This is a genomic window from Enterobacter sp. WI-ESBL-E8, from assembly GCF_053364895.1.
The window spans coordinates 2,936,938-2,961,229 of the sequence record NZ_JBRWXJ010000001.1; the positions used below are offsets into that span (position 1 = coordinate 2,936,938).

At 56.5% G+C, this 24,292-nt stretch carries 24 protein-coding genes; 11 read left to right on the forward strand and 13 right to left on the reverse strand.

Annotation, left to right across the window (positions count from 1 at the left end; all coding sequences use genetic code 11):
• Positions 1-3: 3 nt before the first annotated feature.
• Entirely contained in the window at positions 4-1,302 is a 1,299-nt protein-coding gene (locus ACWHWP_RS13965; RefSeq protein ID WP_447855852.1) for a D-amino acid dehydrogenase, read from the reverse strand.
• 321 nt (positions 1,303-1,623) lie between these two features.
• On the opposite strand from ACWHWP_RS13965, the gene ACWHWP_RS13970 reads away from it, so the two are divergent.
• The gene (locus ACWHWP_RS13970) at positions 1,624-3,156 is read left to right on the forward strand and encodes a SpoVR family protein (protein ID WP_032658465.1); all 1,533 of its coding nucleotides are present in this window, start codon (positions 1,624-1,626) and stop codon (positions 3,154-3,156) included.
• A 109-nt stretch (positions 3,157-3,265) separates the two neighbouring features.
• Here the strand turns inward: ACWHWP_RS13970 and fadR are convergent, their stop codons facing one another.
• Complete coding sequence (gene fadR / locus ACWHWP_RS13975; protein WP_059312775.1) at positions 3,266-3,985, reverse strand: fatty acid metabolism transcriptional regulator FadR; 720 nt, start codon at positions 3,983-3,985, stop codon at positions 3,266-3,268.
• Positions 3,986-4,186: 201 nt separating this feature from the next.
• Between fadR and nhaB the strand changes: the two genes are divergently transcribed.
• Both nhaB and dsbB read left to right on the forward strand, forming a co-directional pair.
• The gene (gene nhaB, locus ACWHWP_RS13980; RefSeq protein ID WP_059312774.1) at positions 4,187-5,725 is read left to right on the forward strand and encodes a Na(+)/H(+) antiporter NhaB; all 1,539 of its coding nucleotides are present in this window, start codon (positions 4,187-4,189) and stop codon (positions 5,723-5,725) included.
• Positions 5,726-5,868: 143 nt separating this feature from the next.
• Positions 5,869-6,399, forward strand: a complete 531-nt coding sequence (gene dsbB, locus ACWHWP_RS13985; RefSeq protein ID WP_047345828.1) for a disulfide bond formation protein DsbB — start codon at positions 5,869-5,871, stop codon at positions 6,397-6,399.
• 125 nt (positions 6,400-6,524) lie between these two features.
• Here dsbB and ACWHWP_RS13990 read toward each other — a convergent pair whose 3' ends face one another.
• From ACWHWP_RS13990 to ACWHWP_RS14000, 3 genes are all read right to left on the reverse strand, one after another.
• Positions 6,525-6,965, reverse strand: coding sequence for a YcgN family cysteine cluster protein (locus tag ACWHWP_RS13990; RefSeq protein WP_024909872.1), 441 nt, complete (start codon positions 6,963-6,965; stop codon positions 6,525-6,527).
• A gap of 93 nt (positions 6,966-7,058) precedes the next feature.
• The gene (locus ACWHWP_RS13995) at positions 7,059-7,718 is read right to left on the reverse strand and encodes a fumarylacetoacetate hydrolase family protein (RefSeq protein ID WP_447855853.1); all 660 of its coding nucleotides are present in this window, start codon (positions 7,716-7,718) and stop codon (positions 7,059-7,061) included.
• A gap of 47 nt (positions 7,719-7,765) precedes the next feature.
• Positions 7,766-8,041 carry a YcgL domain-containing protein gene (locus ACWHWP_RS14000; RefSeq protein ID WP_032641206.1) on the reverse strand — a complete coding sequence of 92 codons (276 nt, stop codon included), beginning with the start codon at positions 8,039-8,041 and terminating at the stop codon, positions 7,766-7,768.
• Between the two features lie 123 nt (positions 8,042-8,164).
• On the opposite strand from ACWHWP_RS14000, the gene minC reads away from it, so the two are divergent.
• Genes minC through minE form a run of 3 tightly spaced genes read left to right on the forward strand, consistent with a single transcriptional unit; the run spans position 8,165 to position 9,981 of the window.
• On the forward strand, positions 8,165-8,872 hold the full coding sequence (gene minC / locus ACWHWP_RS14005; RefSeq protein ID WP_447855854.1) for a septum site-determining protein MinC: 708 nt from the start codon (positions 8,165-8,167) through the stop codon (positions 8,870-8,872).
• A gap of 23 nt (positions 8,873-8,895) precedes the next feature.
• Entirely contained in the window at positions 8,896-9,708 is an 813-nt protein-coding gene (minD, locus tag ACWHWP_RS14010; RefSeq protein WP_047345831.1) for a septum site-determining protein MinD, read from the forward strand.
• Positions 9,709-9,711: 3 nt separating this feature from the next.
• Entirely contained in the window at positions 9,712-9,981 is a 270-nt protein-coding gene (minE, locus tag ACWHWP_RS14015; protein ID WP_008500504.1) for a cell division topological specificity factor MinE, read from the forward strand.
• 72 nt (positions 9,982-10,053) lie between these two features.
• On the opposite strand, the gene rnd is transcribed toward minE, so the two are convergent.
• The 5 genes from rnd to ACWHWP_RS14040 form a co-directional block, all read right to left on the reverse strand.
• Positions 10,054-11,181 carry a ribonuclease D gene (gene rnd / locus ACWHWP_RS14020; protein ID WP_447855856.1) on the reverse strand — a complete coding sequence of 376 codons (1,128 nt, stop codon included), beginning with the start codon at positions 11,179-11,181 and terminating at the stop codon, positions 10,054-10,056.
• A 71-nt stretch (positions 11,182-11,252) separates the two neighbouring features.
• Positions 11,253-12,938: a long-chain-fatty-acid--CoA ligase FadD gene (fadD, locus tag ACWHWP_RS14025; protein WP_074164683.1), complete on the reverse strand. Its 1,686-nt coding sequence runs from the start codon at positions 12,936-12,938 to the stop codon at positions 11,253-11,255.
• A 203-nt stretch (positions 12,939-13,141) separates the two neighbouring features.
• Positions 13,142-13,723, reverse strand: coding sequence for a Slp family lipoprotein (locus ACWHWP_RS14030; protein WP_047345833.1), 582 nt, complete (start codon positions 13,721-13,723; stop codon positions 13,142-13,144).
• A gap of 37 nt (positions 13,724-13,760) precedes the next feature.
• Positions 13,761-14,456 carry a tRNA (adenosine(37)-N6)-threonylcarbamoyltransferase complex dimerization subunit type 1 TsaB gene (tsaB, locus tag ACWHWP_RS14035; RefSeq protein ID WP_063430655.1) on the reverse strand — a complete coding sequence of 232 codons (696 nt, stop codon included), beginning with the start codon at positions 14,454-14,456 and terminating at the stop codon, positions 13,761-13,763.
• 66 nt (positions 14,457-14,522) lie between these two features.
• Positions 14,523-16,433, reverse strand: a complete 1,911-nt coding sequence (locus ACWHWP_RS14040; protein ID WP_429052159.1) for an ATP-dependent DNA helicase — start codon at positions 16,431-16,433, stop codon at positions 14,523-14,525.
• 134 nt (positions 16,434-16,567) lie between these two features.
• Between ACWHWP_RS14040 and ACWHWP_RS14045 the strand changes: the two genes are divergently transcribed.
• A complete protein-coding gene (locus ACWHWP_RS14045; RefSeq protein ID WP_047346085.1) occupies positions 16,568-16,912 on the forward strand; it encodes a RidA family protein in 345 nt (114 codons plus the stop codon).
• A gap of 6 nt (positions 16,913-16,918) precedes the next feature.
• Here ACWHWP_RS14045 and ACWHWP_RS14050 read toward each other — a convergent pair whose 3' ends face one another.
• The gene (locus ACWHWP_RS14050; RefSeq protein WP_047345836.1) at positions 16,919-17,104 is read right to left on the reverse strand and encodes a YoaH family protein; all 186 of its coding nucleotides are present in this window, start codon (positions 17,102-17,104) and stop codon (positions 16,919-16,921) included.
• Between the two features lie 61 nt (positions 17,105-17,165).
• Between ACWHWP_RS14050 and pabB the strand changes: the two genes are divergently transcribed.
• The 4 genes from pabB to ACWHWP_RS14070 all read left to right on the forward strand — a co-directional run bounded on the left by pabB (position 17,166) and on the right by ACWHWP_RS14070 (position 22,355).
• Positions 17,166-18,491 carry an aminodeoxychorismate synthase component 1 gene (gene pabB / locus ACWHWP_RS14055; RefSeq protein WP_447855857.1) on the forward strand — a complete coding sequence of 442 codons (1,326 nt, stop codon included), beginning with the start codon at positions 17,166-17,168 and terminating at the stop codon, positions 18,489-18,491.
• Positions 18,492-18,497: 6 nt separating this feature from the next.
• Positions 18,498-19,076 (forward strand): CoA pyrophosphatase, encoded by a 579-nt coding sequence (locus ACWHWP_RS14060; protein ID WP_047345838.1) that lies wholly within the window; start codon positions 18,498-18,500, stop codon positions 19,074-19,076.
• A 185-nt stretch (positions 19,077-19,261) separates the two neighbouring features.
• Positions 19,262-20,626, forward strand: a complete 1,365-nt coding sequence (gene sdaA / locus ACWHWP_RS14065; protein ID WP_025756887.1) for an L-serine ammonia-lyase — start codon at positions 19,262-19,264, stop codon at positions 20,624-20,626.
• 130 nt (positions 20,627-20,756) lie between these two features.
• Positions 20,757-22,355: an EAL domain-containing protein gene (locus ACWHWP_RS14070; RefSeq protein WP_059312766.1), complete on the forward strand. Its 1,599-nt coding sequence runs from the start codon at positions 20,757-20,759 to the stop codon at positions 22,353-22,355.
• Positions 22,356-22,361: 6 nt separating this feature from the next.
• Here ACWHWP_RS14070 and yoaE read toward each other — a convergent pair whose 3' ends face one another.
• Positions 22,362-23,921 carry a CNNM family cation transport protein YoaE gene (gene yoaE, locus ACWHWP_RS14075; protein WP_047345840.1) on the reverse strand — a complete coding sequence of 520 codons (1,560 nt, stop codon included), beginning with the start codon at positions 23,919-23,921 and terminating at the stop codon, positions 22,362-22,364.
• Entirely contained in the window at positions 23,909-24,118 is a 210-nt protein-coding gene (locus ACWHWP_RS14080) for a protein YoaL (protein ID WP_072250748.1), read from the reverse strand. Before ACWHWP_RS14080 ends, yoaE begins: the two co-directional genes overlap by 13 nt.
• Positions 24,119-24,292 lie beyond the last annotated feature (174 nt).

Sequence of the window (24,292 nt, forward strand, 5' to 3'; positions counted from 1 at the left end):
TCCTCAGTTATGCGCGCCGTGCAGGTGCTGTGGACGCGAAGGCGTAAACCCCGATTGATAGCGCGCGGCACTGAGATCGTCAAACGGAATTGCCGGGGTGCGCCCGGAAATCAGATCGCTCAGCAGCTGGCCGGACCCGCAGGCCATCGTCCAGCCAAGCGTGCCGTGTCCGGTATTGGTCCACAGATTTTTGTACGGCGTGCGTCCGACAATTGGCGTGCCGTCTGGCGTCATTGGGCGCAGACCGGTCCAGAAGGTCGCCTGATCAACAAAACCGCCGCGCGGGAAGAGATCCCCCACCACCATCTCCAGCGTTTCACGACGCGGCTGCAGCAGCTCGGTGTTGAAGCCGACAATCTCCGCCATGCCGCCTACGCGGATGCGGTTATCGAAGCGGGTAATGGCGATTTTGTAGGTCTCATCCAGAATGGTCGACACGGGCGCGCCGCTCTCCTCTTTCACCGGAATGGTCAGCGAGTAGCCCTTCAGCGGGTAAACAGGAATATCGAGAATGCCTTTCAGCATCGCGGTGGAGTACGAACCAAACGCCATGACGTAGGCATCCGCTTTGATCACCTCTTCGCCACACTTCACGCCGTAAATTTTCTCCCCTTCCGACAGCAGCTTGTCGACGGAGGTGTTAAAGCGGAATTTCACCCCCGCCTGCTCGCACATTTGCGCCAGACGCTGAGTGAAGAGCTGGCAGTCGCCGGTTTCATCATTCGGCAGGCGCAGGCCGCCCGTCAGCTTATGCGCCACTTCCGCCAGCGCCGGTTCAACCTGGCCAAGCTGGCTGGCTTCCAGCAGCTGGTACGGCACGCCGGCATCTTCCAGCACGGCGATATCGCGGGTGGCATTTTCGTACTGCTGCTCGGTGCGGAACAGCTGTAACGTCCCGCCCTGACGGCCTTCGTACTCAATTCCGGTCGACGCGCGCAGCGCTTTCAGGCAGTCGCGGCTGTATTCCGCCAGGCGCACCATGCGCCCTTTGTTTTCCATGTAGTGGCGGGTGTCGCAGTTGCGCAGCATCTGCCACATCCACTTCAGCTGGAACTGCGTGCCGTCAAGGCTGATGGCCAGCGGCGCGTGGCGCTGGAACATCCACTTAATCGCTTTCAGCGGAACACCCGGCGCAGCCCACGGTGCCGCGTAGCCCGGAGAGATTTGCCCGGCGTTCGCCGCGCTGGTTTCCAGCGCGGGGCCCGGCTCACGATCGATAACGGTTACGTCATGTCCCGCCTGACTTAAATACCAGGCGCTGGTTACGCCAACGACACCACTTCCCAGTATGACAACACGCATAGCCACTCCATTATGTGCAAAAGAACAATCTTCTAATTACAGATTGATAACCTAGTTGAAAATATTATTCAACATACGACTTTTTTATGGTGACTTACCTCACACATCCCCCAGCATCAGGGGATAGCGCTAATTTGGGATCTCCTGCTGCGCGTTATTTTTAACCAGCATAATATGCTGAGGGACACCGTTTTTTTGCCGTATCAAAAACGCGAAATCGCAAAGAAAAAATTTCTGCCCCAGCACGCTTTTTAACACGTTGATCTATGCTTGAAAGGAGGCTCTCCAGACAGAGAGAGCACCCACAACGAGGGCGCGCTAATGGCTACTATTGATTCCCTGAACAAGGACAACACACGTCTGAGCGATGGACCCGACTGGACCTTCGAGCTGCTGGATGTTTACCTCGCCGAAATCGACCGGGTCGCAAAACTCTATCGTCTGGATACCTATCCCCATCAGATTGAAGTCATCACGTCCGAACAGATGATGGACGCCTACTCCAGCGTCGGGATGCCGATTAACTATCCGCACTGGTCGTTTGGTAAAAAATTTATTGAAACCGAGCGGCTGTACAAGCACGGCCAGCAGGGGCTGGCGTACGAGATTGTCATTAACTCCAACCCGTGCATCGCCTATTTAATGGAAGAGAACACCATTACCATGCAGGCGCTGGTGATGGCGCACGCCTGCTACGGGCACAACTCCTTTTTCAAGAATAACTACCTGTTCCGCAGCTGGACCGACGCCAGCTCCATCGTCGATTACCTCATCTTCGCCCGTAAGTACATTACCGACTGCGAAGAGCGCTACGGCGTGGACGAAGTGGAAAAGCTGCTCGACTCCTGCCACGCGCTGATGAACTACGGCGTTGACCGTTACAAACGCCCGCAGAAGATCTCCCTGCAGGAGGAGAAGGCCCGGCAGAAAAGCCGCGAAGAGTATCTGCAAAGCCAGGTGAACATGCTGTGGCGTACCCTGCCTAAGCGTGAGGAGGAAAAAACGATCGCCGAAGCGCGTCGTTATCCGTCCGAGCCGCAGGAAAACCTGCTCTATTTTATGGAGAAGAACGCCCCGCTGCTGGAGCCGTGGCAGCGTGAGATCCTGCGCATCGTGCGCAAGGTGAGCCAGTATTTCTACCCGCAAAAGCAGACGCAGGTGATGAACGAAGGCTGGGCGACGTTCTGGCACTACACCATCCTCAACCATCTGTATGACGAAGGGAAAGTCACCGAGCGGTTCATGATGGAATTCCTCCACAGCCATACCAACGTGGTGTTCCAGCCGCCCTACAACAGCCCGTGGTACAGCGGGATTAACCCGTACGCGCTTGGCTTTGCCATGTTCCAGGACATCAAACGTATCTGCCAGTCGCCGACGGAAGAAGACAGGTACTGGTTCCCGGATATCGCTGGCTCTGACTGGCTGGAAACGCTGCATTTTGCGATGCGTGACTTCAAGGATGAGAGCTTTATCAGCCAGTTTATGTCGCCGAAAATCATGCGTGATTTCCGCTTCTTCACCGTGCTGGACGATGACCGAAACAACTACCTGGAGATTTCTGCGATCCACAACGAGGAGGGATACCGTGAGATCCGCTCTCGCCTCTCTTCCCAGTACAACCTGAGCAACCTTGAGCCTAATATTCAGGTGTGGAACGTGGATTTGCGCGGTGACCGCTCCCTGACGCTGCGCTATATCCCGCATAACCGCGCGCCGCTGGATAAAGGGCGTAAAGAGGTGCTGAAGCATGTGCATCGGCTGTGGGGCTTTGACGTGCAGCTGGAGCAGCAGAACGAAGACGGGAGCGTCGAGCTGCTGGAACGCTGCCCGGCGCGGTTGAATACGCTGTAGTTTTTTGCCGGGTGGCGGCTACGCCTTACCCGGCCTACGGGTTTTGTAGGCCCGGTAAGCGAAGCGCCACCGGGCGAAAAAAAACCTCTCATACGAGAGGTTTTTTATTTCATCGACTCTGAATCGCCAAATCACCCGGCAGCGTTTTCTGCATACGGTGCCAGATTTCACCGGAATCGTGACCGTAGCGGCGCACCGTTTCATAAACCTGATCGTGCAGGCCTTCGGTACAGAGCTTGCTCAGCCTGTGGTAGAAGCCCAGCGCCAGGCTACGCGCTTCCGGATTAGCAAAGTAGTGGCGGCCGATGCGGGTATAGAGCCCTTTCATGCCGTTGAGGATAAGTCCGTATACCGGGTTGCCGGAGGCAAACGCCAGGCCGCGAAACACGTTGTAATCGAGGGTAGCAAACGCGTCGGCGTGATCTTCCACCTCGTTTGCGGTGGCCAGCACCGCAAGGGCGTCTTCCGGATGCTGACGGAACGCGGTACGAATAAAGATCGTCGCGATGTTGGTGCGAACGGAGAGAAGGTTATCAATCAACTGCGGCACGCTTTCATGATCGAGACGCGCCAGCGTTTCAAGAATGTTCAGCCCCGAGGTTTCCCAGAAGTTGTTTACTTTCGTCGGCTTGCCGTGCTGGATCGTCAACCATCCATCACGCGCCAGCCGCTGGAGCACTTCGCGCAGCGTGGTGCGAGTGACGCCAATCAGTTCAGAGAGTTCGCGTTCAGCTGGAAGAATGGACCCTGCGGGGAAACGATTATTCCAGATGCTTTCAATGATGTACTCTTCCGCGAAACCCGCCGGGCTCTGCGCCTTAATGACCATAGTGAGATTTCCATTACACAGCTTTAGCAAATTGGACTCATCATACCAGAGGCGTGCAGTGGCAGGTAGCGCGGCAAAGAGAGAAAAGAGGGATCGCCGTTTCATTTTTATGAAATTTACAATCCGGCCTTATCCGCCTCCAGGCCGCGATTTTTGCGTATACTGGTGTTTTGTCTTACTTGACGGGGAAGGACGTCTGTCGTGGAAATTTCTTTTGGGCGCGCGCTGTGGCGCAACTTTTTAGGCCAGTCTCCTGACTGGTACAAACTGATACTTCTGGTATTCCTGGTCGTTAACCCTCTTATCTTTAGCGTGAGCCCGTTCATAGCCGGGTGGCTGCTGGTGGCGGAGTTTATCTTCACCCTCGCCATGGCGCTGAAATGTTATCCCCTGTTGCCGGGCGGGTTGCTGGCGTTTGAAGCTGTGGTCATCGGTATGACCAGCGCTGAACACGTCAAAGCCGAACTGGCGTCTAATCTTGAAGTGCTTCTGCTGCTGATGTTTATGGTGGCGGGCATCTACTTTATGAAGCAGCTGCTGCTGTTTATCTTCACCCGTCTGCTGCTCAGCATTCCGTCGAAAATGTTCCTCTCGCTGGCGTTTTGCCTGGCGGCGGCATTTCTGTCGGCCTTCCTGGATGCGCTGACGGTTGTCGCGGTGGTGATAAGCGTAGCGGTTGGGTTCTACGGTATTTACCACCGTGTCGCCTCCTCTCGCCCGGGCGAAGATCTGCAGGATGACAGCCACGTCGAGGCGCATAACCGTGACGTACTGGAGCAGTTTCGCGCCTTCCTGCGCAGCCTGATGATGCATGCCGGCGTCGGTACCGCGCTGGGCGGCGTGATGACGATGGTGGGCGAGCCGCAAAACCTGATCATTGCCAAAGCGGCTGGCTGGCACTTCGGTGATTTCTTCCTGAGAATGGCGCCGGTGAGCGTACCGGTGCTTATCTGCGGTCTGGCGACCTGTTTGCTGGTGGAGAAGTTTCGTCTCTTTGGCTACGGCGCGCAGCTCCCGGACCCGGTGCGTCAGGAGCTGCATAAATTCGATCTGCAGAGCCGAAGCCAGCGCACGCGCCAGGAGACGCTGCGCCTGATTGCCCAGGGGATTATCGGCGTCTGGCTTATCGCGGCGCTGGCGCTCCATCTTGCCGAAGTGGGGCTGATTGGCCTGTCGGTCATTATTCTCGCCACCACCTTTACCGGCGTGACGGATGAACACGCCATCGGCAAAGCCTTTACCGAAGCCCTGCCGTTTACCGCCCTGCTGGCGGTGTTCTTTGCGGTCGTTGCCGTGATTATCGACCAGCACCTGTTCGCGCCGATTATTGCCTTTGTCTTACAGGCCGCGCCGGACGCTCAGCTGACGCTGTTTTATCTGTTCAACGGTCTGCTCTCGTCAATCTCCGATAACGTCTTTGTCGGGACGGTCTATATAAACGAGGCTAAGGCTGCAATGGAGCAAGGCGTCATCAGCGCCGGACAGTTCGAGCTACTGGCCGTGGCAATCAATACCGGCACCAACCTGCCGTCGGTGGCGACGCCCAACGGACAGGCCGCCTTCCTGTTCCTGCTGACTTCCGCCCTTGCGCCGCTCATACGTCTTTCCTATGGCAGGATGGTATGGATGGCGCTGCCGTATACGATAGTGCTCACGATCGTGGGATTGCTTTGCGTCAAAATTACCCTCATTCCCTGTACGCAATGGCTGATACAAGCGGGTATACTTGCGGCGCAGTAAACAATGCATCTTGGGCAGTTCGCTGCCCGTTTGCCTTTTCGCACGATAAACATCCAATTACGTTTTATTTCGCCAGGTACAGGTGGCGCAAAAAACGAATTCGTTTACACTGCGCTTTCTAAGCATGTTCCAGGGAAATGATTATGTTGAGATTTTTAAACCAGTGCTCCCGCGGTCGCGGAGCGTGGTTGCTAATGGCCCTGACCGCCTTTGCGCTGGAAATGGTCGCGCTGTGGTTCCAGCACGTAATGGGACTTAAGCCTTGCGTGCTGTGCATTTACGAACGCTGCGCGCTGTTCGGCATTATGGGTGCAGGCCTGGTCGGCGCCATTGCGCCAAAATCACCGCTTCGCTATGCCGGTATCGCTATCTGGATCTACAGCGCCTGGAAAGGGCTTGAACTCTCCTGGCAGCACACCATGATGCAGCTGCATCCGTCACCGTTTATGACCTGTGATTTTGCCGCCCGCTTCCCGAGCTGGCTGCCGCTGGATAAATGGCTGCCGCAGGTGTTTGTTGCATCCGGTGACTGCTCCGTTCGTCAGTGGGAATTCCTGACCCTGGAGATGCCGCAGTGGCTGGTGGGTATTTTTGCTGCCTACCTCGTCGTGGCGCTGCTGGTGCTGATTGCTCAGCCGTTTAAGCCGAAGAAACGCGATCTGTTCGGAAGGTAAAAGCAAAACGGCAACCTCGGTTGCCGTTTTTAGTGTTTGCGCCCTCTCCCGTGGGAGAGGGTTGGGGTGAGGGCATCAGGCCGCACAAACACAATAAAAAACCCGCTTCGGCGGGTTTTTTATTCTCAACGGGTCGGGTGGTTCATGATGTGGTCTTCCCAGTCACGCACCTCGGACTCTTTCACCGCAATGTGGCGCACGGAGATACGCTCGCCGTGCATCGCCGCTTTTGAGCCGGTCAGCAGCGGGTGCCAGTCAGGCAGGCCTTTCCCCTCCGCCAGCAGGCGATACGCGCAGGTATGCGGTAGCCATTCAAAGGTGGGCAAATTATCCCGGGTTAACTTGATGCAGTCCGGCTCGAATTCAAACCGACGCTCATAGTTGCGGCACTGGCATGTTTTGATGTTTAACTGCTTGCAGGCAACGTTGGTGAAGTAGATCTCGTCCGTATCTTCATCCATCAGCTTGTGCAGGCAGCACTGGCCGCAGCCGTCGCACAATGATTCCCATTCTGCGTCAGTCATGTCGTCGAGAGTTTTGCTTTGCCAGAAAGGGATGTCGTTCATCAGGATGTCCACACGTCAAAAGAAAGCGCACCTTATAACGAGTCTGGCACGTTGTTGCAAGTTTTGCCGCCCTCTTCAGGCGGCAAGATGGGGTTACAGCACGCGGGTTTTCAGCGACAGGCCGTTAAAGCCGACTTCAAGTTCATCGCCGCTGTGCAGCGGGCCAACGCCTTCAGGCGTACCGGTCAGGATCACATCACCCGGTTTCAGGGTAAAGAAGCGGCTCATGTAGGCAATCAGCGGCACAATCTTATGGATCATATCTGCCGTGGTGCCCTGCTGGCGGATCTCGCCGTTAACCTTCAGGCTGAGCGGCGTGTCCTGCGGGTCGTTGCTGAATTCGCTCACCGGAACAAACGCCGAGATGGGACAGGAGTTATCAAAGCCTTTGGACTTTTCCCACGGCTGCCCTGCTTTCTTCATTTTGCCCTGCACATCGCGCAGGGTCAGATCAAGCGCCACGCCGTATCCGGCAATCGCTTTCTGAACATGCTCTTCCGAGGCCTGACGCAGCGTCGCGCCGATCAGCACCGCGAGTTCAACCTCGTGATGCACCGAACCCAGCCCCTGCGGCAGCGCCAACGGCTGGCGGATATCGCAAAGCGCCGTTTCTGGCTTAATGAACAGGACCGGCTCTTCTGGCGTCGCACTGCCCATCTCCTGAATGTGTTTCGCATAGTTGCTGCCCACGCAAACCACTTTGCTGACGGGATAATCCAGTAATGCACCTTGCCAGTTATGATGTTGATACATGCTCGACCCCTAAACGGTTGATGTGTTGTGACCGAAAACAGTTGAGACTATTTTTTACCGTTCGCCTCAAGATGCTGTTTTAATAAATTCTCGGGTGGCGGTGGAAGCTGTAAATAATAGCCTTGTTCGGCTAATGCCGTTTTCACTTTATCCAGATCGGCATTTATCAGCTTCTTGCGACCATCGAGCGGCAGCAGCATCGCCAGCTGTGGTCGGCCAAAGCTCTTCATTAATTCTTCAGGCACGCGTGAAAAATCGTCTTTCTTTTCGACATAAAGATAGGTCTGGTCACGGCTTGTACTTCTGTAGATCACACAAAACATGTTTTTACTCTGAATTAATGGGTGGTTGCTTGCCTCAATATACTCCTGACTATAACATGCCTGATACTCTTCGGAATATCGCAGCGAGTGGTTGCGGTTAATAGCAAATTGAGTAAGGCCAGGATGTCAAACACGCCCATCGAGCTTAAAGGCAGTAGCTTCACCTTATCAGTGGTACATTTGCATGATGCAAAACCCGAGGTTATTCGTCAGGCGTTAGAAGACAAAATCGCCCAGGCTCCCGCCTTTCTGAAACACGCCCCTGTAGTTATTAACGTCAGCGGTCTTGAGGCTCCGGTTAACTGGAAACTTCTCCAGCAGGCCGTCTCCTCTACCGGGCTACGTATTGTGGGCATCAGCGGCTGTAAAGATACTGAGCTGAAAGCGGAAATTGACCGTGCGGGGCTGCCCCTTCTGAACGAGGGCAAAGAAAAAGCCCCACGTGCGGCACCCGTTGCCGTGCAAACGCCCCCTCCATCGGTACAAAACGTTACTACCGTCACAAAAACGCGAATGATTGATGTACCGGTTCGTTCCGGTCAGCGCATTTATGCACCAAACTGTGATCTAATTGTTACAAGCCACGTCAGTGCTGGCGCTGAGCTGATTGCAGATGGCAATATTCACGTATACGGTATGATGCGTGGACGTGCGCTCGCGGGTGCAAGTGGCGATCGTGATGCGCAAATATTTTGTACTCACCTGACGGCGGAACTGGTGTCCATCGCAGGTGAATATTGGCTGAGCGACAAGATCCCAGCCGAATTTTATGGCAAAGCGGCTCGCCTGCTTCTGGCAGACGACGCGTTGACCGTTCAACCGTTGAATTGATCCCTTTTTAACAAGGAATTTCTATGGCACGCATTATTGTTGTTACTTCGGGTAAAGGAGGCGTTGGCAAGACCACCTCCAGCGCGGCCATCGCTACTGGTTTGGCCCAGAAGGGAAAGAAAACCATCGTTATCGACTTCGATATCGGTCTGCGTAACCTCGACCTCATCATGGGATGTGAGCGTCGCGTCGTGTATGACTTCGTGAACGTCATTCAGGGCGATGCCACGCTGAACCAGGCGATGATTAAAGACAAGCGCACCGACAACCTCTACATTCTTCCGGCTTCTCAGACGCGTGACAAAGACGCCCTGACCCGTGAAGGGGTGGAAAAGGTGCTCGACGAGCTGAAAAAGATGGAGTTCGACTTCATTGTTTGCGACTCCCCTGCCGGCATCGAAACCGGTGCCCTGATGGCGCTCTACTTCGCAGATGAAGCGATCATCACCACTAACCCTGAAGTTTCATCCGTGCGTGACTCAGACCGTATTCTGGGGATCCTCGCCTCTAAATCCCGTCGTGCGGAAAATGGCGAAGACCCGATTAAAGAGCACCTGCTGCTGACCCGCTACAATCCGGGCCGCGTGAACAAAGGTGACATGCTGAGCATGGAAGACGTGCTTGAGATCCTGCGCATTAAACTGGTGGGCGTCATCCCGGAAGATCAGTCCGTGTTACGCGCCTCTAACCAGGGCGAGCCAGTGATCCTTGATACAATGGCAGATGCAGGTAAAGCTTACGCCGATACCGTTGACCGTCTGCTGGGAGAAGAACGTCCTTTCCGCTTCATTGAAGAAGAGAAGAAAGGTTTCCTCAAACGCCTGTTCGGAGGATAAGTTATGGCATTACTGGACTTTTTTCTCTCGCGGAAAAAGAACACCGCCAACATCGCAAAAGAACGTCTGCAAATTATCGTTGCGGAGCGTCGTCGTAGCGACGCCGAGCCTCACTACCTGCCGCAGCTGCGCAAGGACATCCTGGAAGTGATCTGTAAGTACGTGCAGATTGACCCGGAGATGGTCACGGTACAGCTGGAACAAAAAGACGGGGATATTTCGATTCTGGAGCTGAACGTTACGCTCCCGGAAGCAGAAGAGTCGCGTCCGTAGATTTGTGATTTTGTAGCCCCGGTAAGCGCAGCGCCACCGGGGGATATGCCGGGCCTATGCCCGGCATATTTTTTATCTCGGATAACCTTCCAGCAGCGTATTCAGGCGATCGGCCATCAATTCGCCGCGCCATCCCGCCATCATCTCCGGCATACCATTCTGCGGCTTCAGCTTCCAGTGCCAGTTCAGCAGCTGATTAATCTGACGGCGTGATGCGAGCAGTTCAGCGCTCAGTTTGCTTTCCGTTGCGACTTCCTGCACCAGCGCTTTAATGTCCTTGAAAGCCTTGCGATAGCCCGGCATATCCATCAGATTCAGCAGCGGTTCAGGCAGCACGTCCTCGGGTAATTCCTGCGCCTTTGCGACCAGCGCCAGCAGGGTTTTGCCGTGGAAACGGATCTCACTGCCCGAAAGCCCAATGCTGTCCAGCTCGCCGAGGCTGCCCGGCATATAGCGCGCGACCGCCCAGAGATGCTCTTCGCGAACCACAAAGTTAACGGCCAGATCGCGCTCGCGCGCTTTCCGCAGACGCCAGTCCACTAACAGCTGCAGGCACGCCAGCTGGCGCGTACGCAGCTGCCAGGCGTTGCTGATATCGCGCCAGGCCTCTTTCGGGTCAACCACTTCCTGGCGACGCTGCTGGGTCATACGACACTCGTCCAGCGCCGCGGAGAGCCACCCAGAGGCTTCTGCCTCTTTCATCAGCTGTCCGGCAATTGGCAGCAGGTAAAACACGTCAGCTGCCGCATACTCCAGCTGACGCTCGGTAAGCGGACGCGCCAGCCAGTCGGTGCGGGATTCGCTTTTATCCAGCGCCAGGCCCGTGTACTCCTCTACCATGGCTGCAAAGCCCCATGAGAGAGGACGATTGCTGAATGCTGCGAGGATCTGCGTATCAATCAGCGGCTGAGGCATGATGCCAAAGGTATTCAGAAAGACTTCCAGATCTTCACTGCCTGCGTGCAGGTATTTCGTCACGGCGGTATCGAGCAGCAGATCGCGCATCGGCGACCAGTCGGTAATCCCGAGAGGGTCAATCAGCGACACGTGCTTACCGTCGAACATCTGAATCAAACCCAGCTGCGGATAGTACGTCCGGGTACGGACAAATTCGGTATCCAGGGCAATGGCAGGAAAGTCGCGCGTCACTTCGCACAGTGAAGCCAGCTCGTCATTGGTCGTGATCATCTGGTAATTCAAAACGGGTTCTCTTTTGTTTGCGCCCATAAAAAACGCCGGCTTAACCGGCGTCTGGGCGATTAGCGTGAAGCTCAGGCCTTATTGTCTACTTTGCCACGGGCTTCGTCACGTAATTCTCGTCGTAATATCTTTCCGACGTTGGATTTCGGCAGCTCATCGCGGAATTCAACCAGTTTCGGCACCTTATAGCCCGTCAGCTGACGACGACAGAACGTTATCAGCTCCTCTTCCGTCAGTGAAGCGTCTTTCTTGACCACAAATATCTTGACCGCCTCGCCGCTGCTGCCGGAAGGGACGCCTACAGCCGCCACTTCGAGCACGCCGCTGTGCTGCATAACCACGTCTTCGATCTCATTCGGATAAACGTTGAAGCCGGAGACGAGGATCATGTCTTTCTTGCGATCGACAATGCGCAAGAAACCTTCATCGTCCATCACCGCGATATCGCCGGTGTGCAGCCAGCCGTCTTTGATGATTTCGTCGGTCGCATCGGGGCGCTGCCAGTAGCCCAGCATTACCTGAGGGCCTTTGACGCACAGTTCGCCCGGCTCGCCCGGCGCGACTTCGTTATCGTTATCGTCGACCAGTTTGGCTTCGGTGGAAGGGACAGGCAGACCAATGCTTCCACTGTGATAGTCGATATCATGCGGGTTAACGCTGACCAGCGGCGCGCATTCCGTCAGGCCATAGCCCTCCAGCAAATACTGGCCGGTGAGCTTCACCCAGCGCTCGGCCACCGCCTGCTGAACCGGCATGCCGCCGCCCGCAGAGAGATGCAGCGTGGAGAAATCCAGCTGCTGGAACTCTTTGTTATTAAGCAGCGCGTTAAACAGGGTGTTCACCCCGGTCATGGCGGTAAACGGATATTTCGCCAGTTCTTTCACCAGCCCAGGGATATCGCGCGGGTTCGTAATCAGGACGTTCTGACCGCCCAGCTCAATAAACAGCAGGCAGTTCATGGTCAGCGCGAAAATGTGATACAGCGGCAGCGCGGTGATCACCAGCTCTTTACCCGGATGCAGCAGCGGCCCGTAGGTCGCATTGACCTGCTCAAGGTTCGCCAGCATGTTGCGGTGGGTCAGCATCGCGCCTTTCGCCACGCCGGTGGTGCCGCCGGTGTATTGCAGGAAGGCCAGGTCTTCGCAAACCACTTCCGGCTTAACGTACTGCATACGATAGCCCGCGTGCAGCGCACGGCGGAAGGAGATAGCATCCGGCAGGTGGTATTTTGGCACCAGACGCTTGACGTACTTGACGACAAAGTTAACCAGCGTGCCTTTGGCTGTGGAGAGTTGATCCCCCATGCGCGTCAGGATGACGTGTTTCACCTGGGTTTTGTCGACCACTTTTTCCAGCGTATGGGCGAAGTTGGATACAATGACAATCGCGGCCGCGCCGCTGTCGTTCAGCTGATGCTCCAGCTCGCGCGGGGTATACAGCGGGTTAACGTTGACGACGATCATCCCGGCACGCAGGATACCAAACAGCGCCACCGGGTATTGCAGCAGGTTTGGCATCATCAGCGCGACGCGGTCCCCCTTTTGCAGCCCCAGCCCTTCCTGAAGATAGGCCGCAAACGCGCGGCTACGCTCCTCAAGCTTACGGAACGTCATCACCTCGCCCATATTCACAAATGCGGGCTGGTCCGCGTAGCGCCTTACCGAGTGCTCAAATAATTCCACCAGGGATTGATAACGGTCAGGATTGATCTCCGCAGGCACATCTGCGGGATAACGGTTAAGCCAAACCTTTTTCAATGCATCACCTCTGAACTGAGTGTTCGTCGTCATCACAACCCCGATAATAAACAGTTTGTTAACATTATATTAACTCAGCGTACCAGTTTATTAATTGCCCAGATTTAAGGTTGCGAAGCGCGTCACTCTTTTTTTTCGTTGTAGCCGTAAAAAAACAGAGACAGCGGCTGAGCCGCTGTCTCTTTATTAATAATAACAGTAAGTTACTCAGTAACGATCGTTTGTACCTGTGCAGGTCCCGGGTTATACCAGCCCCAGCCCGGGTAGCCGTAACGATAAGGGTGTGGTCCCCACATCCACGGATCGATCGGCTGAGGCGGCATGATCACCTGCTGCGCCAGCCGCCAGCGTTTATAACCGTTGACCTGCATGGTCATAAATTTATACGGCGTGCTGCCGATTTTGCCCTGCACGGCGCCGGTAATCGGCCCGACGACGGTCACCAGCTGTCCGCGAAAATCAACCGGGTCGAGGAAACCACCGACGTCCGCATAGATGCGTCCCCGGGAGGCTTCGCCCAGTACGGGACGCGCGCCGCTGTCCAGCGGAACGGTCGCGATCTCCAGGCGGGTTTTCCCCTGCTGGTTTTGCACGTCGATCACCTTACCGCCGAAGCGCGCTTCCTGGCCGACGTACAGCTCAGGCGCATTCATCACCCGAACCAGATCCTGCTGGGGCGTCGGGCTGCTGCCCTTGATCGCATCAGGAACGGAAACGCATCCGCTCAGTGCTATGGCTACCGCGCCTGCCATAATAAGGCGTACTGCTTTAGTCTGAACCGCCATGATGCGACTCCTTTTTCTCAGTTCCTGTTACTGAGATTCACTCGCGGCCCGGAAGTTTCTTCCACGCGACGGTGTTTCGCAAATAAACCGGCTCCGCGTGTTCAACGGCAACGGTTTTTCCTGCTGCAAGCAGCTGACAGGCAATGGGAAGCATATCCTCAGCGGCCGGCAGAAGCATGTTGCCGTCCACCAGCGTCACCCCGGTGTCGTTCGCCATCTCAGGCCACGCCGGCCAGCCCGTGCCGACGGTCGCCCACTCACCGGACAATTGTTTCAGCCTTTCAGTGACCGCTTCCGGCTTAAGAACGGCTTCCGTCTCTTCACCGTGCCACACGCCCTGCTCGTCGCGAGTGTATTCGGCCCAGTAGACTTCGCCCATGCGGGCGTCAATCGCGGCCAGAACGCGGGTTGCTCCGGTCATGCGCCATGCGCCCTGCGCCATAGTGGCGAGAGTAGAGACGCCAATCATCGGCAGTTCGGCGCCCAGCGCCAGCCCCTGCGCAATGCCAATCCCGATGCGTACGCCCGTAAAGCTGCCGGGGCCGCGGCCAAAGGCCAGCGCGTCGAGGTCGGTTAAGGAGGTATTGCTCCGGGTTAAGATCTCTTTTACCAGGGGCAGAATGCGCTGGGTGTGTTCCCGCGGGCACTCTTCGAAATGAGCAGAAACAGCGTCGTTGTTCAAAAGAGCAACAGAGCAAGCCTCTGTTGCGGTATCAATAGCCAGAATTCGCATGGGTCGTCGCGCTCTCGCAAGGGTCAGTCACAAAATGGCGCGCATCTTAGCACACTCCGGGGTAAATTACTCCGCCGTTGGGTTTGCCAGGAAACGCACCGCGCGTTTTATGTCCCGCGTCCGCGGCGCGGGCGGCAGGCTTGCAAGGAAGGTGGCGCCGTAAGGGCGCATGACCAGCCGGTTATCGCAAATGACCAGCACGCCGCGATCGGTGACGTCGCGGATCAGACGCCCTACCCCCTGCTTGAGGGTGATCACCGCGTCCGGCAGCTGTACCTCGTCGAACGGATCGCCACCGCGCAGGCGGCAGTCTTCCATCCGCGCCTTCAGCAGCGGATCGTCCGGGGAGGTAAACGGCAGCTTATCGATGATCACCAGCGAAAGGGTGTCTCCCCGCACGTCGACCCCTTCCCAGAAGCTGCTGGTGGCCACCAGCAGGGCATTACCGGCGCTGACGAACTGCTGCAGCAGCTGCCCTTTACTGGTTTCACCCTGCAGCAGCACCGGCAGGGTCATGGTGGCGCGGAACTGCTCCGCGAGGTCGCGCATCATGGCGTGAGAGGTGCAGAGCATAAAACAGCGGCCGTTGTTGGCCTCGATCATCGGTTTTAGCATCGCCGCCAGGTGGCGCGCCGCGCCCGGCTGGTTAGGCAGCGGAAGATTGCGCGGGACGCAGAGCAGCGCCTGCTTTTCGTAATCGAACGGGCTAGGCAGCAGCAGCGACTCCGCCTGCTCAATGCCCAGACGCCCGGTAAAGTGGTGCAGATCGTCATTCACCGACAGGGTTGCCGACGTGAAGATCCAGCTTCCCGGCTTTTGCGCCATCACTTCTTTAAATTTATCCGCCACCGTCAGCGGCGTGAGCGCCAGCGTGAAATGGCGTGAGGTGCACTCGTACCAGTAGCTGAACCCCGGCTGGTTAATCTCTTTCAGCCGCTTGAGCCGCCCGCGGTAGAGGGTGGCACGCTCGAAGGCGGCATCCAGCAGCGCGGAACGGCCGAGCGACAGTTTCGCCACGTCGTAGCAGAGTTCCAGGGCATCATCGAGCAGCAGCAGCGCACGCTGGATATTTTTATCCGCCAGCAGTTCCCGCAGGTTACCGCGATAGCCCGGCTCGCCGAGCTGTAACCGGAAATCCTGCGCGCTTTGCGCCAGGCGGTCGGCACATTTCTGCAGCTGCTGGGTATCTTTCAGTTCGGTGCGGTAAGCAATGGTGAAATCTTTCGCCAGGTCCTGCAGCTGGCGACTGGAGAGCGACTGGCCGAAATACTGGCTGGCGATATCCGGGAGCTGGTGGGCTTCATCGAAGATCATGACGTCCGCCTCGGGGATCAACTCACCAAAGCCGCTGTCCTTGACCACCATATCCGCGAGGAACAGATGGTGGTTGACCACGACCACATCGGCATCCATCGCCGTTTTGCGCGCTTTTACCACAAAGCAGTCTTTATACAGCGGACAGTCGCTGCCGAGGCAGTTGTCGTTGGTGCTGGTCACCAGCGGCCAGGCAGGCGAGTCTTCCGGCACGCTCGCGCAGGTGCTGATATCCCCCTCTTCCGTCTGGTTCGCCCAGGCGCGAAGGATAATAACGTCGCTCAGGGTTTGGACCGGCAGATCGCCGCCGGCCAGCGCCTGCTGCTCAAGACGTTCCAGGCAGAGATAGTTGGATCGCCCTTTCAGCAGCGCCAGTCGGCCTTTGTATTTCAGCGCCTTTGCGACGGTGGGCAAATCCCGGCTGTAAAGCTGATCCTGCAGCGCTTTCGACCCCGTCGAGATAATGACCTTTTTTTTGGCCCGCAGCGCCGGAGCGAGATAGGCGTAGGTTTTCCCCGTGCCGGTTCCGGCCTCTACCACCAGCGGCTGCGCCTTATCAATGGCATGCGCAACGGCGTGCGCCATCTGCCGCTGAGGTTCACGCGGTTTGAAGCCGGGAATGGCCTGTGCTAATTGACCTTCAGGGGAAAAATCGTCTGCCACGGGTGCTCTCTCACTGTATTTTTGCACAGGGATTATGTCAGCCCATCCTCTCCAGTGCCACCCCAAATAGTGACGACGACGGAACAATATGGCAGTCTTGCCGCCTGATGACGAAAAATAACGAGGAAACGTTTATGACGATTGTGCGCATTGATGCCGAAGCCCGCTGGTCTGATGTGGTGATCCATAACCAGACGCTGTACTACACCGGCGTACCGGCTAACCTGGACGCGGATGCCTTCGAGCAAACGGCTAACACCCTGGCGCAAATTGATGCGGTACTTGCTAAGCAAGGTAGCGACAAATCCCGCATTCTGGATGCGACGATCTTCCTGGCAAACAAAGACGATTTTGCGGCAATGAACAAAGCCTGGGATGCATGGGTCGTGGCGGGTCACGCGCCTGTACGTTGCACCGTACAGGCCACGCTGATGAAACCGGAGTATAAGGTTGAGATCAAGATTATCGCGGCGGTTTAAGCCCGGTTACTCTTCTTCATCTTCATCTTCGAATCGCGCCACAATCCGCTCGCCGGTATGACTGGCGCGAATCTCCTGAGCGACAACGGTAATCGCCTCTCCGCTGCTCATACCCTGGGTCATCAGTTCCTGAATGCGTTCAACCGCTTTCTGCTGTTGGTCATGACTGAGAGAAGGTAAACCTGCAAACATCGTCAACTCCTGCTAAATTATTCGCGCTAATTATTTCACGCTGCCCGGTAGTATGCCACACATGAACATGCGCTTCCCCACTGTTATTACCTTGCCCTGGCGCACAGACGCTGCGGAATTCTGGTTTGACCGCCTGAGCCACCTTCCTTTTGCGATGCTGCTGCATTCCGGCCACGCGGACCACCCTTACAGCCGCTTTGATATCCTGGTAGCCGATCCGCTAAAGACGCTGACGACCCATGACATGTCGTTAACGGTCGATCCGCTGATGCTGCTTCAGCAGGAAATTAACGCGCTGGGCCTGGCTGCCACCCCGAACCCGGACCTTCCCTTTCAGGGAGGCGCGCTGGGCCTGTTTGGCTACGATTTAGGCCGTCGTTTCGAAACGCTACCCGAGCACGCGCAGGCGGATATTTCCCTGCCAGACATGGCCGTCGGGCTGTATGACTGGGCGTTAATTGTTGATCACCAGAAAAAAACGGTTTCACTGCTAAGCCATCGTGACGTGCAGGCGCGTCTGGCCTGGCTTGAGGCGCAGCAGGCTGCTCCGGCACAGCCGTTCACGCTGACCTCAAAATGGCGCTCGAATATGAGCGCAGCGGAATATGCAGAAAAATTCTCGCGCGTTCAGGCGTATCTGCAAAGCGGCGACTGTTATCAGGTCAACCTTGCGCAGCGTTTCCAGGCGACCTATCAGGGAGATGAGTGGCAGGCGTTTACCCGTCTGAATGCCAGCAACAGGGCGCCGTTCAGCGCGTTCGTACGTCTGGAACAGGGAGCTATCCTGAGCCTGTCGCCCGAGCGTTTTATCCATCTGGCGGAGGGCACTATTCAGACCCGCCCGATCAAAGGCACCCTGCCGCGCCTTGCGGATCCTGATGCCGATCGCCAGCAGGCGGAAAAACTGGCCGCCTCGCCGAAAGACCGCGCCGAAAACCTGATGATTGTCGATCTGATGCGCAACGATATCGGACGCGTGGCCGTTCCGGGCAGCGTGCGCGTGCCGGAACTGTTTGTCGTCGAGCCGTTTCCGGCCGTGCATCATCTGGTCAGTACGATTACCGCACGGCTGCCGGATTCACGCACGGCCTGCGATCTGCTGCGCGCCGCGTTTCCGGGCGGCTCTATCACCGGTGCACCAAAGGTGCGGGCGATGGAAATCATTGATGAGCTGGAGCCGCAGCGCCGCAACGCCTGGTGCGGCAGTATCGGCTACATCAGCCTGTGCGGCACGCTGGATACCAGCATTACCATACGCACGCTGACCGCCTGCGGCGGAAATGTATACTGTTCGGCCGGGGGCGGCATTGTCGCCGACAGCCAGGTCGATGCGGAATATCAGGAAACCTTTGATAAAGTTAACCGTATCCTGAAACAACTGGAGTAATCACGGGTGGAAAAAGAGAACCTGACGCTGGATGACTTTTTATCTCGCTTTCAGCTATTACGACCGCAGGTCAACCGCGAAGCGCTGAATCAACGCCAGGCGGCCGTGCTGATCCCGGTCGTGCGTCGCGCGCAGCCGGGCCTGCTGCTCACCCAGCGTTCCCCCCATTTACGCAAGCACGCCGGTCAGGTCGCCTTTCCGGGTGGCGCAGTCGATAGCACCGACGCCTCGCTGATTGCCGCCGCGCTGCGCGAGGCGCAGGAAGAGGTCGCCATTCCGCCGGAAGCGGTTGAGGTCATCGGCGTGCTGCCGCCCGTCAACAGCGTCACCGGCTTTCAGGTTACGCCGGTGGTCGGTATTATCCCGCCGGACCTGCAGTATCACGCCAGCGTCGATGAAGTCTCAGCGGTGTTTGAAATGCCGCTGGAAGAGGCCCTTAGACTGAGTCGTTATCACCCGCTGGATATCCAACGCCGGGGGCATGACCATCGGGTGTGGTTATCCTGGTATCAGCATTATTTTGTCTGGGGCATGACGGCGGGCATTATTCGTGAGCTGGCGTTGCAAATCGGCCTGAAGCCTTGACTATACTTTACATTCCACCCCCTTCTGCCAGGTTTGCGATCCGCGTCGCGCTATTAGCAAAACCCATCGCCAACCATTAGTTTAATTCATGTGAATAGTTAAGCCGAGGTCGGTGTTCCCTCTTACACTATGCGCAGTTATAACATCGTTACTGGAACCCCGGTAACCCTGTCAGGAGTGTGAAAGTGATTAGTATATTCGACATGTTCAAAGTGGGAATTGGCCCTTCGTCTTCCCATACTGTTGGCCCGATGAAGGCCGGTAAACAGTTCGTCGATGATCTGGTCGAAAAAGGATTACTGGAAAGCGTTACCCGTGTCGCCGTGGATGTTTACGGCTCGCTGTCATTGACGGGTAAAGGCCACCACACCGATATCGCCATTATTATGGGTCTGGCGGGCAATATGCCGGATACCGTAGATATTGATGCCATTCCGGCATTCATCCGCGACGTGGAAACACGCGGCCGCCTGCTGCTGGCAAACGGTCAGCAGGAAGTCGATTTCCCGCAGGATGACGGCATGCGTTTTCGCAGCGACAACCTGCCGCTGCATGAGAACGGCATGACCATCCACGCTTTTAGCGGTGAAAAAGAGATTTACAGCAAGACGTACTACTCCATCGGCGGTGGCTTCATCGTGGATGAAGAGCATTTTGGCAAAGACAGCGTTGGCGACGTCAGCGTTCCGTATCCGTTTAAGTCGGCTACCGAGATGCTGGGTTACTGCAAACAGACCGGTCTTTCACTGTCCGGCATGGTGATGCAGAACGAACTGGCGCTGCACAGCAAAAAAGAGATTGAAGACTATTTTGCGAACGTCTGGCAAACCATGCGCGCCTGTATCGATCGCGGGATGAACACCGAAGGTGTCCTGCCGGGTCCGCTGCGCGTGCCGCGTCGTGCCTCTGCCCTGCGCCGCATGCTGGTGACCACAGACAAATTCTCCAATGACCCGATGAACGTGGTCGACTGGGTGAACATGTTTGCCCTGGCGGTTAATGAAGAGAACGCCGCCGGTGGCCGCGTCGTGACTGCGCCAACCAACGGCGCGTGCGGTATTGTTCCCGCGGTGCTGGCCTATTACGACCACTTTATTGAGCCCGTTACACCGGATATCTACATCCGCTATTTCCTGGCGGCAGGTGCCATCGGTGCGCTGTACAAGATGAATGCCTCCATCTCCGGCGCTGAAGTCGGCTGCCAGGGTGAAGTGGGCGTGGCCTGTTCTATGGCGGCGGCCGGCCTTGCAGAGCTGCTGGGCGCAAGCCCTGAGCAGGTCTGTGTAGCGGCAGAAATCGGTATGGAGCATAACCTCGGTCTGACCTGTGACCCGGTCGCAGGCCAGGTGCAGGTGCCGTGCATCGAGCGTAACGCGATTGCATCGGTGAAGGCCATCAACGCCTCACGTATGGCGATGCGCCGTACCAGCGAACCTCGCGTATCGCTGGATAAGGTGATTGAAACCATGTACGAAACGGGCAAAGACATGAACGCGAAGTATCGCGAAACGTCCCGTGGTGGCCTGGCCATTAAGGTGCAGTGCGACTAATACTGCCTTTCGCCCATCTGCAACGGATGGGCGAATTTCCCTCTTCTTCCTCGTCTCCTTCTGCTTTCCCCACTACACTTTCACTGTTGCGTCCGGCTTTTGTGGCTGGTGGCTTATCAGGCGACCGTTCATGCAAACTGCACAAACGATCATTAAAAACTATCGCCGAAAACGCGTTATCGTCTGTGTGGCGGTTGCGCTCCTTACGCTCATCCTGACGTTAGGCATTCGCTTTATTTCACAGCGCAACGTTAACCAGCAGCGGATCCTCGATTTTACTAGCCATTCCGTTCGCGCCCTCGATAACGTACTACTTTCTTTAGAAAACCGCCGCAGCGTGCTACAGCCGCTGGTCGGTCAGCCGTGCCCGCAGGCGCACCTGGCCCTGAGAAAGCAGGCCGCCATTTTGCAGACGGTGCGCTCCATCGCCCTGATTAAAGACGGTATCCTGTATTGCTCGAGTATTTTCGGAAGCCGCGATGTGCCCGTTCGCGACTTTTTGACGGAATTACCCGCCAGCACCGCAAAACTGATTTTATCGACTGACCAGTGGCTGCTGAAGGGCAGCCCGATAGTGATCCAGTGGTATCCCGTCTCCGGGAGCGGTGAAGATGGCATCATCGAAATCATCAATATCGATCTGATCACCAAAATGATTCTGGAGCCGCAGCGTCCGCTCATCAATGACGTGGCGCTAAGCGTGGGCGATCGCTTTTTGCGCTATGGTCAACGCGTCACCGACAGCCTGACGTTTGATGAGGATGGCTCCATTTTCCAGCAGTCATCATCCCGAAATCCTTTCACCATTACGGTCAGCGGGCCAGGCCCTGGACAGCTTGCCTTAAAAAGCCTGCCAGCCCAGCTGCCGCTGGGGCTCATGCTCAGCCTGCTGCTGGGCTATCTCGCCTGGCTGGCCACGGCAAACCGGATGAGCTTCACGTGGGAGATCGACATGGGGATCGCATCGCGGGAATTTGAACTTTTCTGCCAGCCGCTGGTGAATGCCCGTACCCAGAAATGCACCGGCGTTGAGATCCTGCTGCGCTGGAATAACCCCCGTCAGGGGTGGATCTCACCGGAGGTGTTTATTCCTCTGGCCGAAGAACACAACCAAATTGTCCCCCTCACCCGTTATGTGATCGCCGAAACGGTGCGCCAGATAGGCTACTTCCCCTCCAGCGCCGGTTTTCACATCGGTATTAACGTCGCCGCCAGCCATTTCCGTCGCGCGGTGCTGTTGCAGGACCTGAACCGCCTCTGGTTCAGCGCCCATCCGCGCCAGCAGCTGGTGATTGAATTAACGGAGCGGGATGCGCTGCTGGATGCGGACTATCGCATCGTGCGCGAACTGCATCGTAAAGGGGTGAAGCTCGCCATCGACGATTTTGGCACCGGAAACAGCTCCTTCTCCTGGCTTGAAAAGCTGCACCCGGACGTGCTGAAAATCGACCAGTCGTTTACCACGGCCATTGGCACAGATGCCGTGAATTCAACGGTGACGGATATCATTATTGCTCTGGGTCAGCGGCTGAATATCGAACTGGTGGCTGAAGGGGTCGAGACGGAGGAGCAGGCGCGATATTTACGCCGCCATGGCGTACCTGTCCTGCAGGGGTTTTTCTATGCGCGGCCGATGCCGCTACGGGACTTTCCAGACTGGCTGGCGGGACGTACTCCCCCGCCAGCGCGTCATAACGGGCACATCGTGCCCTTAATGCCGCTGCGTTAAGCAGACTTACTCATCTTCGTCGTGGGCAGATTGTTCTTTAACAATGCGGACCATATCAACGCGATAGTCGTTGGCTTCGACGATCGTAATGTGCAGCGGCGGCAGCTCAATCACATCGCCTACGCGCGGGATTTGCCCGTTAACGGCGATAACCAGACCGGCAACGGTCGCGATATCTTCTTCATCGTTAACGACGTTTTCCAGCCCCAGCGTGTGCGAGAGCGCGTGCAGGTCGGTCGTTCCTTTAACCAGCCAGCCTTCGCCGTCGGCGACGATCTCCGGCGTTTCGTCGGCATCCGGGAATTCACCGGCAATCGCTTCAAGCACGTCCAGCGGCGTTACCAGCCCCTGCACCACACCAAACTCGTTGGTAACGATAACAAAGCTACCGCGCGCGCGGCGAAGCACCCCCAGCAGGTTGATCGGATCCAGCGTTTCCGGCACGACAATCGCAGGCGATGCGGCAGCAACGGCTTCGACATTGACGCCCTCTTCCAGGGCGACCAGCATCTCTTTTGCCCGCACGACGCCGATGATCTCATCGAGCTCACCGCGACAAACCGGGAACAGGCTGTGCGGTGAAGAGAGCAGCTGCTGACGAATTTCATCCACGCTCAGGTTCGCATCAACCCAGCTGATTTCCCCGCGCGGGGTCATGATCCCGCGCAGTGAACGAGAGGCCAGAGAGAGCACGCCGTTAATCATGTAGCGCTCCTGTTCCACAAACGCCCCTTCCGGAACCGGAACCGGGTTGTGGTTTTCGGAATCAGACTGAACGTTCACCTGACGACGACCGCCCATCAGGCGCAGAATGGCATCTGCGGTACGGGCGCGCAGCGGCTGATTAGACTGCTGCTTAATGAAGTTACGGCGCGCAATCTGGTTGAACAGCTCGATCAGGATCGAGAAGCCAATCGCGGCGTACAGGTAGCCTTTCGGAATATGGAAGCCAAAGCCTTCGGCCACCAAGCTCAAACCGATCATCAGCAGGAAGCTCAGACACAGGACCACCACCGTGGGATGCTGGTTCACGAAACGCGTCAGCGGTTTCGAGGCCAGAAGCATGACCGCCATTGCAATAACGACCGCAGCCATCATTACCGGCAGATGGTTCACCATGCCGACCGCCGTGATCACCGCATCCAGCGAGAAGACCGCATCAAGCACCACGATCTGCAGCACCACCACCCAGAAGCTGGCATAGCCTTTGCCGTGCCCATCGTCATGCTGCCGGTTTTCCAGCCGCTCATGGAGCTCAGTCGTCGCTTTGAAGAGCAAGAATATCCCCCCGATCAGCATGATCAAATCACGGCCGGAGAAGGTGTAATCCATGACGGAGAACAGCGGTTTGGTCAGCGTGACCATCCAGGAGATGACGGACAGCAGGCCCAGTCGCATGACCAGCGCCAGCGAAAGACCAATCAGACGCGCTTTATCACGCTGTTTTGGCGGCAGTTTGTCCGCGAGGATGGCAATAAACACCAGGTTATCGATGCCGAGAACAATCTCCAGCACCACCAGCGTGAGCAATCCTACCCAGATTGATGGGTCCATTAAGAATTCCATGACAAGCTCCTGCTAAAGGAATGACGAAACGGTGCCCCACTCAACGTGGGCAAAACAGAGGAAGACAGAGTCGATACGTGGCGAGGATCGCCGGTGAAAAAGGCGCGAAATGGCCTGGAAGATGACTGACGTCGGTGACGGTCCATATAGTGGGCTGTAGCCCTATACTCCTGAACAATTAAACGGAGGCTAAACATATCAGACACAATGCATTTTTAGCAAAGATTTACGTTCCTTTGCAAAGATCTGTAACACTGGGGCTGTAACCTTAAGATAAATCTGTCACGTGTGGCTAAATTACGGATCTTCATCACATAAATTATTTTTTCACTATCTAAAATAATTCGCGGAAGTCTTAGTTTTTTGAACTC